The 14,079-nt window shown below is 66.5% G+C and carries 12 protein-coding genes; 11 read left to right on the top strand and 1 reads right to left on the bottom strand.

Translation table 11 applies throughout. The features are described from left to right. Positions 1-51 precede the first annotated feature (51 nt). The gene (locus NFW30_RS09725; RefSeq protein WP_295354811.1) at positions 52-1,011 is read right to left on the bottom strand and encodes a pyridoxal-phosphate dependent enzyme; all 960 of its coding nucleotides are present in this window, start codon (positions 1,009-1,011) and stop codon (positions 52-54) included. Between the two features lie 305 nt (positions 1,012-1,316). On the opposite strand from NFW30_RS09725, the gene dksA reads away from it, so the two are divergent. The 11 genes from dksA (at position 1,317) to ptsP (ending at position 14,071) form a co-directional block, all read left to right on the top strand. Beyond that, positions 1,317-1,742, top strand: coding sequence for an RNA polymerase-binding protein DksA (dksA, locus tag NFW30_RS09720; protein WP_034937904.1), 426 nt, complete (start codon positions 1,317-1,319; stop codon positions 1,740-1,742). Between the two features lie 337 nt (positions 1,743-2,079). Beyond that, positions 2,080-4,029 (top strand): DNA topoisomerase IV subunit B, encoded by a 1,950-nt coding sequence (locus NFW30_RS09715; protein WP_295354807.1) that lies wholly within the window; start codon positions 2,080-2,082, stop codon positions 4,027-4,029. A gap of 25 nt (positions 4,030-4,054) precedes the next feature. After that, on the top strand, positions 4,055-6,397 hold the full coding sequence (parC, locus tag NFW30_RS09710; protein ID WP_295354804.1) for a DNA topoisomerase IV subunit A: 2,343 nt from the start codon (positions 4,055-4,057) through the stop codon (positions 6,395-6,397). Between the two features lie 40 nt (positions 6,398-6,437). Further along, positions 6,438-6,917 (top strand): CreA family protein, encoded by a 480-nt coding sequence (locus NFW30_RS09705; protein ID WP_295354801.1) that lies wholly within the window; start codon positions 6,438-6,440, stop codon positions 6,915-6,917. Between the two features lie 85 nt (positions 6,918-7,002). Next, positions 7,003-8,235 carry a class I SAM-dependent methyltransferase gene (locus tag NFW30_RS09700; RefSeq protein ID WP_295354798.1) on the top strand — a complete coding sequence of 411 codons (1,233 nt, stop codon included), beginning with the start codon at positions 7,003-7,005 and terminating at the stop codon, positions 8,233-8,235. Between the two features lie 50 nt (positions 8,236-8,285). Further along, a complete protein-coding gene (gene gshA / locus NFW30_RS09695) occupies positions 8,286-9,596 on the top strand; it encodes a glutamate--cysteine ligase (RefSeq protein WP_295354796.1) in 1,311 nt (436 codons plus the stop codon). Continuing rightward, positions 9,587-10,540, top strand: coding sequence for a glutathione synthase (gshB, locus tag NFW30_RS09690; protein ID WP_295354793.1), 954 nt, complete (start codon positions 9,587-9,589; stop codon positions 10,538-10,540). Before gshA ends, gshB begins: the two co-directional genes overlap by 10 nt. Then, complete coding sequence (locus NFW30_RS09685; protein ID WP_295354790.1) at positions 10,522-11,562, top strand: FAD:protein FMN transferase; 1,041 nt, start codon at positions 10,522-10,524, stop codon at positions 11,560-11,562. The genes gshB and NFW30_RS09685 overlap by 19 nt, the downstream gene beginning before the upstream one ends. A gap of 75 nt (positions 11,563-11,637) precedes the next feature. Continuing rightward, entirely contained in the window at positions 11,638-12,051 is a 414-nt protein-coding gene (locus tag NFW30_RS09680) for a PTS fructose transporter subunit IIA (RefSeq protein WP_295354787.1), read from the top strand. Beyond that, positions 12,052-12,321 (top strand): HPr family phosphocarrier protein, encoded by a 270-nt coding sequence (locus NFW30_RS09675; RefSeq protein WP_295354784.1) that lies wholly within the window; start codon positions 12,052-12,054, stop codon positions 12,319-12,321. Between the two features lie 7 nt (positions 12,322-12,328). Next, positions 12,329-14,071 carry a phosphoenolpyruvate--protein phosphotransferase gene (ptsP, locus tag NFW30_RS09670; protein ID WP_295354781.1) on the top strand — a complete coding sequence of 581 codons (1,743 nt, stop codon included), beginning with the start codon at positions 12,329-12,331 and terminating at the stop codon, positions 14,069-14,071. The last annotated feature ends 8 nt before the right edge of the window (positions 14,072-14,079 follow it).

Raw genomic sequence — 14,079 nt, 5'->3', positions numbered from 1 at the left:
GCTGGTTCGACCAAAAAAGTCCAGACCTAATTTTGCGGGTAAAGGGCAGGCCTAGGGCGGGTCGCCTTGCCACCGCGGTTCGCCGCCGGTCCGGCGAAGCCGGCGTGACCAGGCGCGGATGTCGGCGAGGCTTGCCGTCGCACCGCCACAGACGATGAACAGCACGCGCGAATGGCCGGCGAGCGCCGGCGATCGCGCGTAGCCCAAGGCCAGGCTGGCACCGCAGGCGGGCTCCACGAGCAGTCGATGGTCGGCAAGGAAGCGCTCACACGCGTTGAGCGCCACAGCATCGGAGACGACGACGCTGTTTACCGGGTGCGTCAGCGAGCAGTTGAACGCCTGTTCGCAGACACGTTTGGCGCCGAGCGAGGTGGCGACACTGCCGATCTCTTCGAGCGCGACGATCCTGCCGGCGTGCAGCGAGCGATGCAACGAATCGGCACCGGCCGTTTCGACGGCGATCACCGGAATCTCGCCAAGAGCGTTGCGGCGCAGCCCCTGGATCACGCCGGCGAGCAGGCCGCCACCGCCGACCGCCAGCACGATCGCGTCCGGCAGCAGGCCGCTGCGGGCAATCTCGTCGACCAGGGTGGCATGGCCCTGCCACAGCAGCGGGTCGTCAAAGGGGTGAATGAAGGCGTCACCTGCGGTCAGCAAGGACAGCGCCAGGCTGTTCGCCTCCTGCCAGGAGGGACCATGCACGATGACCTCGGCCCCTTCCTGTCGCAGCAGCTCGCGCGCCCGGGGAGAGGTGCTCTGCGGCACGACGACGGTGACCGGCAGCGACAGCTTCCGGCCGGCATAGGCCACGGCGAGACCGGCATTGCCGCCCGAGGAAGACACGAAGCGGCGCGTACCGGCGCGCCGGTGCTCCTCGCAGGCAGCGCCGATACCGCGAATCTTGAACGAGCCCGGCGGCTGCAGGGCTTCCAGCTTGAGCCACACCGAACGGTGGCTCGCCAGCCCGAGACAGCGCGACTCGATCAATGGCGTTTCGATGTGCAGGGGCATCGTCCTTGCTCGCAGGGTTCGCCCGCCGTCGGCCGGCGGCAACACGTGCGGCGCGGCCAGGCGGCTGTGGGCGCTCGGCAGCCGTCCGGTGAGGTTGCGGGCGGCTCTGCCGAGGCGACCGATTATCGCCGAGGACGGGGTCTGGAGTACATTCCGGCGGCACGATGGGAACGACGCGGCCGCGCTTCCAGGAAGGGCAGGGACAAGAGGGCTGGTGAGGCGAGCGAGCGAAGCCGGCTTGCAAGCGCACTCGCTTTCTGATATCAAGTCGTCTTTTTTTCAACTGGGGAACGGGGTCTTCGAACATGGCTGAAGAATTGCTCCAGAGGCATTTCACTCCCTACGTACAGCACGCTGGCGAGGAGTACATGAACAGCGATCAGCTGGCGCACTTTCGTGACATCCTGGAGGCCGTCAAGCTGCAGTTGATGGAAGACATCGAGCGGACGGTGCATACCATGCAGGATGAGGCGACGGTGTTTGCCGATCCCAACGACCGAGCCAGCCAGGAAACCGACATCGCGATCGAACTGCGCAACCGTGACCGCGAGCGCAAGCTGATCAAGAAGATCGAAGAGACCATCCAGCGCATCGACAGCGGGGATTACGGGTACTGCGCCGCCTGTGGCGTCGAGATCGGCATCAAGCGGCTCGAGGCACGCCCGACAGCGACGCTCTGCATCGACTGCAAGACGCTGGAGGAAGTGCGCGAGAAACAGATCGCCAAGTAGCCTCCGCAACACAGAGAGCGCCAGTCGGCGGAACGGCTTCGCTCCGGTGCCAGCGGAACGGGTTCTGCAGCAGTGCCGGCAGTGAAGCCGCCGCCGCGGGTAGCCGCCGGGTTTTGCCCGCCGGATGCCGTCCGACGCGGGGAACAGGGCCACCGGGCGGCGTGTCCGCCGGCGAGGCGGGGTGCGGTGAGCCTTGCCGACGCAGCAACGGTCGATGCACCCGACACGGCCCGAGCCCGGTCGCTGCTGGCGCCGACAGTCCGTTTGCCGCACAGTCCCGCCAGGTGCGCCGCTTCCTGGCGGCGCGACGGCCAGTACCTCCGGATACTTCAGCATCATGACCTACACCGCAGAATCGATTGCCGTCCTCAAGGGCCTCGAGCCCGTACGCCATCGGCCGGGAATGTACACGCGCACCGACTGCCCGCTGCACATCATCCAGGAAGTGATCGACAACGCCGCCGACGAGGCGCTCGGCGGCCATTGCCGGCGAATCGGCGTCACGCTGCACCGCGACCACTCGGTGAGCGTGCAGGACGATGGACGCGGCATTCCGATCGAGATGCATCCGCTCGAGAAGGTGCCGACCGTCGAGGTCGTGTTTACCCGGCTGCATGCCGGCGGCAAGTTCAACAAGGACGACGGGGCTTCTGCCTACCGTTTCTCCGGCGGGCTGCACGGAGTTGGCGTGTCGGTGACCAATGCCCTGTCGACCCGCCTCGAGGTCGAGGTCGTGCGCAACGGGGCACGGCATCAGATGGCTTTTTCCGGCGGGGCAGTGATCGAACCGCTGGTCCGCGTGGCCGATGCACCGAAAAGGATGAGCGGCACGCGCGTGCGCACGTGGCCGGACCCGGCCTTCTTCGATTCGCCGGTCATTCCGCCGCCACAGCTCGAACGTCTGCTGCGCAGCAAGGCGCTCTTGCTGCCAGGCCTGCAGGTGGCGCTGACGGTCGAGGATGGCGCGACCCGTGAATGGTGTTTCGCCAACGGCATGGTGCAGTACCTCGCCGAGCAACTCGACGGCGAGCCTGTGGCGCCGGTGTTCAGCAGCGAGAAGTACGCTGTCCGCGGCGACGAGAACTTTCCTGTCGGTGCGGGTGCCGCCTGGGCGCTCTGCTGGACGGCCGAGGGTGGCCTGGCGCGCGAATCGTACGTCAATCTGATCCCGACCCCTGCCGGTGGCACGCATGAAGCCGGTCTGCGGCAGGCGACGCTCGATGCCATCCGCAGTTTCGCCGAACACCATGCGCTGCTGCCCAAGGGCGTCAAGCTCGCCGCCGAGGATGTCTTCGCGCGCACCAGTTTCGTGCTCGCGGTTCGCATGCTCGACCCGTCGTTCCAAGGGCAGACGAAGGAACGGCTGAACTCGCGCGATGCCGTGGCGCTGGTCGCGCGCATGGTGCGCGACAGCCTCGAACTGTGGCTGAACGAGCATCCCGAGGCGGCCAAACGGATCACCGAACTGGCCATCCGGGCGGCGCAGGCGCGCACGCGGGCCGGCCAGAAGGTCGAGAAGCGCAAGCAGTCGGGGGTGGCGATCCTGCCGGGCAAGCTGTCGGATTGCCAGAGCGAGGACCTCGGTCGCAATGAGATCTTCCTCGTCGAGGGGGACTCGGCCGGCGGTTCGGCCAAATCGGGGCGTGACAAGGAGGTGCAGGCGATCCTGCCCTTGCGCGGCAAGGTGCTGAACACCTGGGAGGTCGAGGCGGGCAGCCTGTTCGCCAACCGGGAGGTGCACGACATCGCCGTCGCGCTGGGCATCGATCCGCATCCGGCGAACGCTCCCGACACGGTGCTCTCCAACCTGCGCTATGGCAAGGTCGTCATCATGACCGATGCCGATGTCGATGGCTCGCACATCCGCGTTCTGCTGTGCACCCTTTTCTATCGCCATTTCCCGCGGCTGGTCGCGGGTGGACACCTGTTCTTCGCGCAGCCACCGCTGTACCGTCTCGATGTGCCCGCGCAGGGCAAGGCGCGGCCACCGCGCAAGATCTACGCGCTCGACAATGCCGAACTCGAAGCGTCACTCGATCGTCTGCGCCTCGAGGGTGTCAAGCGTGAAGCGGTGGCGATCTCGCGCTTCAAGGGCCTGGGCGAGATGAATCCGGAGCAGCTGTGGGAGACGACGATGGCGCCCGATACGCGTCGCCTGATGCGCATCGGCATGCCGGGCAGCGAGGTGGCGCGGCCGGTGATGACGATGTTGATGGCCAAGGGCGAGTCGGCAGGCCGGCGCGCCTGGATGGAAGAGAACGGTGCCCTGATCGGTGCCGAGCTGTGACCGGACGAGCGAAGGTGAGCCGCAAGTGAGGAAAGACCCGACCCCCGACCTGTTCGACGACCTGCCCCCGGCGCCGCCGGCAGTGCCGCCACAACCGCCCGCGCCGCCCGCGTCGGACGACGACAGCATCCTGCTGCACGAGTCGGCGGCGCGCGACTACCTCGAGTACGCGGTGGCGGTCGTCAAGGGACGCGCGCTGCCGGACGTCAAGGACGGCCTGAAGCCCGTACAGAGGCGTGTCCTCTTCGCCATGCGCGAACTCGGTCTGTCGGCGACGGCGAAGCCGGTCAAATCGGCACGGGTCGTCGGCGACGTCATCGGCAAGTACCATCCGCACGGCGACACCTCCGCCTACGATGCCATGGTGCGCGTCGCGCAGCCGTTCATGCTGCGCTACCCGCTGGTCGACGGGCAGGGCAACTTTGGTTCGCGCGATGGCGACAATGCGGCAGCCATGCGCTATACCGAGGCACGCCTGACGCCGATCGCCGAGTTGCTGCTGGCCGAACTCGGCGAGGGGACGGTCGATTTCCAGCCGAACTATGACGGCTCCTTCGACGAACCGGCCTGCCTGCCGGCCCGGCTGCCCTTCGTCCTGCTCAACGGATCCTCGGGCATCGCCGTCGGCATGGCGACCGAGATTCCGCCGCACAATCTGCATGAGGTCGCCGCAGCCGCGATCCACCTGATCGAACAGCCGCAGGCCGGCCTCGAGCAACTGCTGCAGCACGTTCCCGGACCGGACTACCCGGGCGGCGGGCAGATCATTTCCTCGCCGGCCGACATTGCTGCCGCCTACGGCAGCGGCCGCGGCACGCTGCGCGTGCGGGCGCGCTACGAGTTCGAGGAAATGGCACGCGGGGCCTGGCAACTGGTGGTTCGCGAGCTGCCGCCCGGTGTCTCGTCGGCGAAGGTGCTGGCCGAGATCGGCGCATTGATCAACCCACAGGTCAAGCCGGGCAAGAAGACCATCGACCAGTCGGCGGCGCAGCTCAAGACGCTGATGGCATCACAGCTCGACCGTGCGCGCGACGAGTCGGGCAAGGACGACGACGTGCGGCTGGTCTTCGAGCCGAGCAGTTCGCGCATCGACCGCAACGAGTTCGTGGCGCTGCTGCTCGCGCATACCAGTCTCGAAACGTCGGCAGCGATCAACCTCGTCGCCGTCGGCATCGATGGTCGTCCGTGCCAGAAGTCGCTGCCCGAGCTGCTCGGCGAATGGTGCACCTTCCGTATCCGGACCGTGCGCCGGCGGACCGCTCATCGTCTGCAGAAGGCCGATGACCGGATTCACATTCTCGAAGGCCGGCACGTCGTCTTCCTCAACATCGACGAAGTGATCCGGATCATCCGCGAAGCCGACGATCCCAAGGCGGCACTGATCGCCCGCTTCGTGCTCTCCGATCGACAGGCGGAAGACATCCTCGAGATCCGCCTGCGGCAGCTCGCCCGCCTGGAGGGGATCCGCATCGAACAGGAACTCGAGCGGCTGCGCAGCGAGCGCGAGGGCCTGCTGAAACTGCTCGGCAGCGATGCGCTGCTGCGGCGCCAGGTGGTGCGCGAGATCAAGGCCGACGCGGACAAGTATGGTGATGCGCGGCGGACGGTCATCGAACCGGCAGCGACGGCGTCGCGTTCGGAGGTGGCTGCGGTCAGCGACGAAGCAGTGACCGTGATCATTTCCGAGAAGGGCTGGGCGCGCGTCCGGCAGGGGCACGGACTCGATCTCTCCGGTGTTGCCTACAAGGACGGCGACCGGGCGGGGGCGGCGCTGGAGTGCCGCTCGGTCGACTCGCTGGTGATCGTTTCGAGCGAGGGACGGGCATTTACCGTCGCGATTGCCGGCCTGCCCGACGGTCGCGGCATGGGCGCGCCACTCTCTTCGTTCGTCGACCTCGGCAGCGGCCGGATTGCGCATGTCCTCACCGGCCAGACAGAAGAAGCGATCCTGATCGCCAAGACCTCGGGCTATGGTTTCATCTGTACCTACGGCGACCTGTTGTCACGGCAGAGAGCCGGCAAGGCCGTCGTCAGCGTCGAGGACGGTGCCAGCATCCTGCCACCGATCCGGCTTGCCGCTGCAGACCATCTCGGCGCGTTGTCCAGCGACGGGCGCCTGTTGATCTTTCCGCTCGAGCAGATGAAGCGCCTCGCCAGCGGCAAGGGGGTCCAGATCATCGGCCTGCGTGCAGGAGAAACGCTGCGCGCGGTGATTGCCACCCGGGGGCCACGGGTGGCAATCAGGGGAAGCGTGCGCAACCGGCCAAAGACGCTGCCGTCGGAGGAGCGGCATCTCGGTCAGCGTGCCCGACGTGGCGCGCCGGTCGGGCCACTGGGCAACATGACGCTGGACCACTGGCTCGGTTGAGCTGCGGCCAGCCGCGGCCGGCAATGAAGGAGGACAAGCAATGCGCAGCTGGAACAACCCTTTCCGCGTCGTTGCCGCCGGTAGCGCGTGCTTCGTCGTGGCCGTGGCCGTGCAGGCGGAGCAGGTGGGATGCGTGACGACCGAGTGGAAGCTGGTCGGTGCGAACCACCGCGTCTGCGTCGAGAGTTTCCCCGACCCGAAGGTACCCGGTGTCACCTGTCACGTCAGCCAGGCGCGTACCGGTGGTGTCAGCGGTTCGCTCGGCCTGGCCGAGGACCCGTCGCAGTTTTCGCTTGCCTGTCGGCAGACCGGTCCGATCAGCCTGCCGGACAAGCTGCCGAAGGAGGCGACGGTGTTCTCGGGCGATACGTCGGTGCTGTTCAAGGAAACGCGTGTCGTCCGGATGTGGGACGAAGCGAACCGGACACTGATCTATCTCGCGATCAGTCGCAAGCTGATCGACGGCGCGCCGGCGAACAGTATTTCAACCGTGCCGCTGATGCCGTGGGGCGGGCGCTGATGCTGCACCTGCGGCTCGCCAGCGGTCGCCAAAGCCTTGTCGAACGGCTGCCCGGTGTGCCGGTGACGCAGCAGCGGAGGCCGTGATGGTGGCCGCGCAGCCCGAACTGGACGTCAGCCGTCTCGGGCAGGTGTTCACGCCGCCGGCGATCGTCGAACTGATGCTCTCGCTGGTGCGCAATCGTGGTCGCGTCCTCGAGCCCGCCTGCGGCGACGGCGCCTTCCTGCAGCACTTCCCGTTCGCCGTCGGCATCGAGATCGATCCGCGCCACGCGCCGCCGGGCGCTCGCGTCATGGATTTCTTTGCCCTGCCGGCCGAAGAGTCGTTCGCCACGGTGATCGGCAATCCGCCCTATGTGCGCTACCAGGACATCGCCGTCGAGACCCGCCGCCTCGTCCGACGAAGCGTGCTCGATGGACGTGCCAATCTCTATCTGTTCTTCATCGAGAAGTGCCTGCGGCATCTCGCCCCCGGTGGCGAACTCGTCTTCATCACCCCGCGCGATTTCCTCAAGGCAACGTCGGCGGTGCCGCTCAACCGTCTGCTGTACACGGCGGGGACCATCACCGACTTCGTCGAACTCGGCGATTCCCGGTTGTTCGACGATGCAACGCCGAATTGCGCCATCTGGCGTTTCGAGCGCGGGAATTTTTCGCGCCGGACGCGCCATGCGGCGCAGGGCGTCGCCTACGGGCTGGCAGGCCTGGCGCGGCTGCAGTGGGACGAGCGCCATTTCGTCGAGAGCGGCGGCCACCTTCTGTTCACGCGCGGCGATTACGACCTGCACCTGGCCGACATCGCCTTCGTCAAGGTTGGCGCGGTCTCCGGCGCCGACGAGCTTTACGCCAGCGAGGTGTACGGCAATCGCGACTTCGTCTGCTCGGCGACGGTGCGCAGCGGCAGGACGCGGCGCATGCTGTGGTGTGAAGCCGGCGAACCGCCGCCAGCGGTCCTGCTGCCGCACAAGGAACGCCTGATCACGCGCCGCATCCGGTCCTTCGACGAGTCCAACTGGTGGCACTGGGGGCGCGGCTATCATCAGTCGGCCTTGCCGCGTGTCTATGTCAACGGCAAGACGCGCAGCCCGCGCCCGTTCTTCTGCCATTCGTGTACGCATTATGATGGGGCGGTGCTGGCAATCTTTCCGCACGATCCGCTACTTCCCGTGCAGCAACTGGCGGATGCGCTGAACACCGTCGACTGGCTGGATCTCGGTTTCGTCTGCGATGGCCGCTTCCTGTTCACCCAACGCAGCCTCGAGCAGACTCCGCTTCCCGGCCCGCTGCGAGACCTGCTGCCGGCTCGCGGTGTAGAATGAAAGATTGCCGCGCAGCCGGATGAGCGCATCGGCGAGGAAAACTGGAGCCCATGGTCCCACATCTGAAAACCGCACTTGATGGTCCGCTGCTCGAGATCGAAAGGCGTTTCCTCGACCTGATGCCCGAGATCGAGCGCTGGTTCCGCGCCCAATGGCAGGAGCACACGCCGCCTTTCTATGGCTCGGTCGACCTGCGCAATGCGGGTTTCAAGCTGGCGCCGGTGGACATGAACCTGTTTCCCGGCGGCTTCAACAACCTCGAAGCGACCTTCCTGCCGCTCTGCGTCCAGGCAGCGATGACGGCTGTGGACCGCATCTGCCCGGACGCCAAGCGCCTGCTGCTGATCCCGGAAAACCACACGCGCAACCTTTTCTACTTGCAGAACGTCGCCCAGATCGCGAAGTTCCTGCGCCTGACCGGACTGGAGGTTCGTCTCGGATCGTTGCTGCCCGGGATCGAGCGGCCGACGCCGGTGGAGCTTGCCGATGGCACGACGCTGCTGCTCGAGCCGCTGCAGCGCAACGGGTCGCGGCTTGGGCTGGGCGGCTTCGAGCCCTGCGCCATTCTGCTCAACAACGACCTTTCGGCGGGGATTCCGGAGGTGCTGCGCGACCTCGACGAGCAGTTCGTCCTGCCACCGCTGCACGCCGGTTGGGCGCTGCGCCGGAAGTCGAACCACTTCGCCGCCTACGACACGGTGGCGAGCGACTTCGCGCGGCTGACGGGCATCGACGCGTGGCGGATCAATCCCTACTTTTCGGTCTGCAGCAGTGTCAACTTTCATCAGCGGCAGGGGGAAGAGTGTCTCGCTGCGAATGTGGACGCGGTGCTCGAACTGATTCGCGAGAAGTACCGCCAGTACGGGATCGAGGAAACGCCGTACGTCGTGGTCAAGGCGGACGCCGGAACCTACGGCATGGGGGTGATGACGGTCAAGGATGCGGCGCAGGTGACGGGCCTCAGCCGCCGGCAGCGCAACAAGATGTCGGTGATCAAGGAGGGCCTGGCGGTGTCCCAGGTGATCATCCAGGAAGGTGTGCACAGCTTCGAACGGGTCGGCAGCGGCAGCGAGGAGGGGGTCGCCGAACCGGTGGTCTACATGATCGACCGCTTCGTCGTCGGCGGCTTCTACCGGGTGCACAGCGGGCGGGGTCCGGACGAGAACCTGAATGCGCCGGGAATGCATTTCCAGCCTCTCGCCTTCGCGACCAGCTGCTCGCTGCCCGACCATTGCCAGAACCCGGACGCGGCGCCAAACCGCTTCTATGCCTACGGCGTCGTCGCCCGCCTGGCGCAGCTGGCTGCCTCCGTCGAGCTCGAACGTACTGCCCCCATCAAGGAGCCGCTGCCGTGCGCCTAGCATTCATCGTCGACCGCCTGCAGTCGCTGCGGGCCTACAAGGATACGAGCATCGCCATCATGCGTGCCGCCCAGGCGGCGGGACACGCCGTGTGGACGATCCAGCAGGAGGCGATCCACTGGTCGGCGCTGCATGGCGTGTGTGCGGAAGCGGTGCACCTTGAAATGCTCGCCGACGACACCGAGTGGTTCGTCGAGGTCGATCGGCACGTCGTCGCCCTGCGTGATTTTCGCGCCGTGCTGATGCGCAAGGATCCGCCCTTCGATATCGAGTACGTCACCACCACCTGGTTGCTCGAGCGGGCTGAAGCCGAGGGTGCGCGCATCTTCAACCGGCCACGTGCCCTGCGCGATCACCCGGAAAAACTGTCGATCACCGAGTTCGCCCGCTTCGCGGTACCGACGACGGTCGCCCGGGAGAGCGGCATCATCCACTCCTTCATCGATGCCGAGCGCGACGTGATCCTGAAGCCGCTCGGCGGCATGGGCGGTAGCGAGGTCTTTCACGTGCGCCACGACGACCCCAACCGCAACGTGATCGTCGAGGCGCTGACGCACTCTGGTGCGCGAACGATCATGGCGCAGCGCTACATTCCCGAGATCGCGGACGGTGACAAGCGTATCCTGCTCGTCGCCGGCGAGGTGGTTCCCTACTGTCTGGCGCGGATCCCGAAGGCCGGCGAGACACGTGGCAACCTGGCTGCCGGCGGCAAGGGCGTGGCGCGGCCTCTGACTTCGCGTGACCTCGAGATCGCGGGCGCGCTGGCGCCGGTACTCGCCGCCCGTGGTCTGCTGCTGGTCGGCCTCGACGTCATCGGCGACTGGTTGACCGAGATCAACGTCACCAGCCCGACGTGCATGGTGGAGATCGCCGAGCAGACAGGTTTCGACGCCGCGGCCCTGTTCGTCGCCGCGCTGGAGCGTCGGTGCGTGGCCGCTGCCTAGTCTTCGCCGGCGTTCTGCTCTGGGTTCTCGCTGCCGCCTGCAACAGGGCGCCGATGTACCAGCAGGAATCCTTCGTCTTCGGCACCCGCGTCGAAGTGCTGATCGCCGGTCTGCCCGAAGCGCAGGCACGGCCGGCAGCGGCCGCGGTGTTGCGCGAGTTCGATCGCCTGCACCGCACCTACCACGCGTGGAAGCCATCCGAGCTGAGTGCGCTCAACGCCGCCCTGGCGGCTGGCAGCGTGCAGACGGTGAGCGAGGAGATGGCAGAACTGCTGGCCGATGCGCAGCGTCTGGCGCGGCTCGGCGATGGGCTGTTCGACCCCGGCATCGGTCGCCTGATCGAACTCTGGGGGTTTCAGTCGGACGAGCTGCCGGCTGGCCTGCCGGATGGGGCGGCGCTGGCGGCCTGGTGCAGCGTGCAGCCGGGCATTGCCGATCTGCGCCTCACCGGGCTGCAGGCGAGCAGCCGGCAGCGCGAGCTGGCAATCGATTTCGGCGGTTACCTCAAGGGGGTTGCGCTCGATCGCGCGACGGGCATCCTGCGCGCGCAGGGGGTTGGCAATGCGTTGGTGAACATTGGCGGCAACGTCATGGTGCTCGGTAGCCGCAATGGCCAGCGCTGGCGGGTGGGAATCCAGCACCCGCGGCAGCCCGGGCCGATGGCGACGGTCGAACTCGACGATGGCGAGGCGGTCGGCACCTCGGGTGATTACCAGCGCTACTTCGAGGTCGCGGGCACGCGTTACGCGCATCTCCTCGATCCGCGCAGCGGGCGGCCGGCGTCCGGTACGCAGGCCCTGACGGTGCTGATCACGGCGCGCCCGGCGGCCGGAGCGCTTTCCGACGCTGCTTCGAAGCCTTTGTTCATAGCCGGTAGCGACTGGCCGGCCCTCGCCCGCCGGTTGCAGGTGGCGCATGTCCTGCGTGTCGACGGCGACGGGCGCTGGCAGGTCAGCAAGGCGATGCTGGGTCGCCTGGAGTTCGTCGGTGAGCGGCCGCGGGCGCTCGAAGTCGTGCCCTGAGGCCCCTCGCTGCGATCGCCGTCGAGAGCGCGGCGGAATGGCTTAGAATGGCGGCCTGTCGCAAAGGATGCTGCAATGATCGGTATATTTCTCGTGACGCACGGGACCTTCGGCGAGAGCCTCATCCAGAACGTCTGTCACGTGCTCAACAAGCGGCCGCCACTGATCGCGCAGCTCGGTGTTGCGGCGCAGGACGACCCGCTCGACATCCTGCCACTGGCGCGCCTGTTGCTGCAGGAGGTCGATGGTGGCGAGGGTGTTCTCGTGATGACCGATGTCTTCGGAGCGACGCCCGGCAACCTGGCCCTCAAGCTGCTCGCGCCGGGTCGTGTCGAAGGGGTCTCCGGGCTCAGCCTGCCGATGTTGCTGCGGGCACTGACCTATCGCGAGCGCGGGATGGACACCATGGTCCAGAAGGCGATCAGCGGCGCCCGTGACGGCGTGGTCAGGTTGCCGCCGGCGCTGGGCAGTGGTGTGGAGGAGGGTTGAATGGTACGAGCCGAAGCCGAAATCCGCAACAAGCTCGGGTTGCACGCGCGCGCTTCAGCCAAGCTGACTCAGCTTGCGGGTGGGTTTGCCAGCGAGGTCTGGATGGAGAAGGGGAGTCGCCGGATCAACGCCAAGAGCATCATGGGCGTGATGATGCTGGCGGCCGGCAAGGGTTCCACGGTGATCGTCGAGACCGATGGTGCGGATGAACAGGCGGCGAACGAGGCGATTCTCGATCTGATCGCCAGCCGCTTCGGAGAGGCGGAGTGAACGTGGCATGAGTTTTACCCTGCATGGCCTGCCGGTGTCGGCCGGTATCGCGATCGGCCAGGCGCACCTGATGTCGCACGCGACGCTCGAGGTTTCGCATCTGGTGATCTCGCCACGCATGGTGGACAAGGAGGTTGCCCGCTTCGAAGCAGCGCTGGCGCGCGTGCGCGATGAGTTCGCGGCACTCAAGGGCCGCACGCAGCACAGCTCGGCGGAGTTTGGCGCTTTCATCGACCTGCACTCGATGATCCTGTCCGACCCCGAGCTGGCCGAGGTACCGAAGGATCTGATCCGCGAGCGTCGCTGCAACGCCGAGTGGGCGCTGGTGCAGCAGATGGAGGTGCTGGTCGACCAGTTCGAGAAGTTCGACGATCAGTACCTGCGCGAGCGCAGCTACGACGTCCGCCAGGTAGTTGAAAGGGTGATCAAGGAACTCGTCGGTCAACCGGGTCGCATGGCGCTGAAGTCGAGCAAGGGGTTGAAGGAGGAGAACCTGATCGTCGTCGCGCACGATCTCTCGCCGGCCGACGTCATCGCCTACAAGGAGCATCACTTTGCCGCCTTCGTCACCGACGTCGGCGGCTCGACCTCGCACACCGCGATTCTCGCCCGCAGCCTGCGCATCCCCGCAGTTCTCGGCCTGCACAATGCCCGGCAGCTGATTCGCGACAAGGAAGTGTTGATCGTCGACGGCACGCGTGGCGTGCTGATCGTCAATCCCGATGCGCGGATACTCGACGAATACCGGTTGCGCAAGACGCAGATCGAACTCGAGCGCTCGAAGCTGAGGCGTCTGAAGACGGCGCGCTCGGTGACGCTCGACGGCGTCGACATCGATCTGCACGCCAACATCGAGCTGCCCGGCGATGTGGCGAACGCACTCGATGGTGGTGCCGAGGGCATCGGCCTGTTCCGCACCGAATTTCTCTTCCTCGACCGGGGCGACATGCCGACCGAAGAAGAGCAGTTCGAGGCCTACAGCACGGTCGTCAAGGGGATGGGGGGACGGCCGGTGACCATTCGCACCTTCGATCTCGGCTACGACAAGGACCTGCATCCGGAGAAGGTTCTCGGCGAACGCCTGCAGAGCAACCCGGCGCTCGGCCTGCGCGCGATCCGCCTGTCGCTGGCCGAACCAAAGATGTTCCAGACGCAGTTGCGTGCCATCCTGCGCGCGTCGAAGTACGGCAGGATCAGGCTGTTGATTCCAATGCTCTCGCAGGCCCACGAGATCGACCATACGCTGGCGGCGATCGAGCGCGCGAAGTCGAGCCTGCGCGGCGAACGGGCCGCTTTTGACGAGGCGATCGAGGTTGGCGCGATGATCGAGATTCCGGCGGCGGCTCTGGCCGTTGGCCTGTTCCTGCGCCGCATGCACTTCCTGTCGATTGGTACCAACGACCTGATCCAATACACGCTGGCCATCGATCGCAGTGACGAACAGGTTGCGCCGCTCTACGATCCACTGCATCCGGCCGTGCTGATGCTGCTCGCGCACACCATCGCCAGTGCCGAGAAGGTCAACATCCCGGTTTCGATCTGTGGTGAGTTGGCGGGGGACCCGTCGCTGACACGCCTGCTGCTGGGCATGGGGCTGCGGCAGTTCTCGATGCATCCGGCGCAGATTCTCGCGGTCAAGCAGACGATCATGCAAAGCAACTGTACCGAGCTGGCACCGATTGTCCGCCGCCTGCTGCGCCATGAGGAGCCGGCGAAGATTCGGGAGCAGCTGGCGAAGCTCAACGGGTAGCGATCAAA

Source organism: Accumulibacter sp. (assembly GCF_023806635.1).
GTDB lineage: Bacteria > Pseudomonadota > Gammaproteobacteria > Burkholderiales > Rhodocyclaceae > Accumulibacter.
This window is presented reverse-complemented; position numbering and strand designations above follow the sequence as displayed.

Excerpts from the sequence above, each read along its gene's own strand:
- NFW30_RS09705 (WP_295354801.1), top strand. The coding sequence starts at position 6,438 with ATGCGCAGCTGGAACAACCCTTTCCGCGTCGTTGCCGCCGGTAGCGCG.
- NFW30_RS09675 (WP_295354784.1), top strand. The coding sequence starts at position 12,052 with ATGGTACGAGCCGAAGCCGAAATCCGCAACAAGCTCGGGTTGCACGCG.
- gshA (WP_295354796.1), top strand. The coding sequence starts at position 8,286 with ATGGTCCCACATCTGAAAACCGCACTTGATGGTCCGCTGCTCGAGATC.
- NFW30_RS09680 (WP_295354787.1), top strand. The coding sequence starts at position 11,638 with ATGATCGGTATATTTCTCGTGACGCACGGGACCTTCGGCGAGAGCCTC.
- dksA (WP_034937904.1), top strand. The coding sequence starts at position 1,317 with ATGGCTGAAGAATTGCTCCAGAGGCATTTCACTCCCTACGTACAGCAC.
- NFW30_RS09725 (WP_295354811.1), bottom strand. The coding sequence starts at position 1,011 with ATGCCCCTGCACATCGAAACGCCATTGATCGAGTCGCGCTGTCTCGGG.
- NFW30_RS09715 (WP_295354807.1), top strand. The coding sequence starts at position 2,080 with ATGACCTACACCGCAGAATCGATTGCCGTCCTCAAGGGCCTCGAGCCC.
- ptsP (WP_295354781.1), top strand. The coding sequence starts at position 12,329 with ATGAGTTTTACCCTGCATGGCCTGCCGGTGTCGGCCGGTATCGCGATC.
- NFW30_RS09700 (WP_295354798.1), top strand. The coding sequence starts at position 7,003 with ATGGTGGCCGCGCAGCCCGAACTGGACGTCAGCCGTCTCGGGCAGGTG.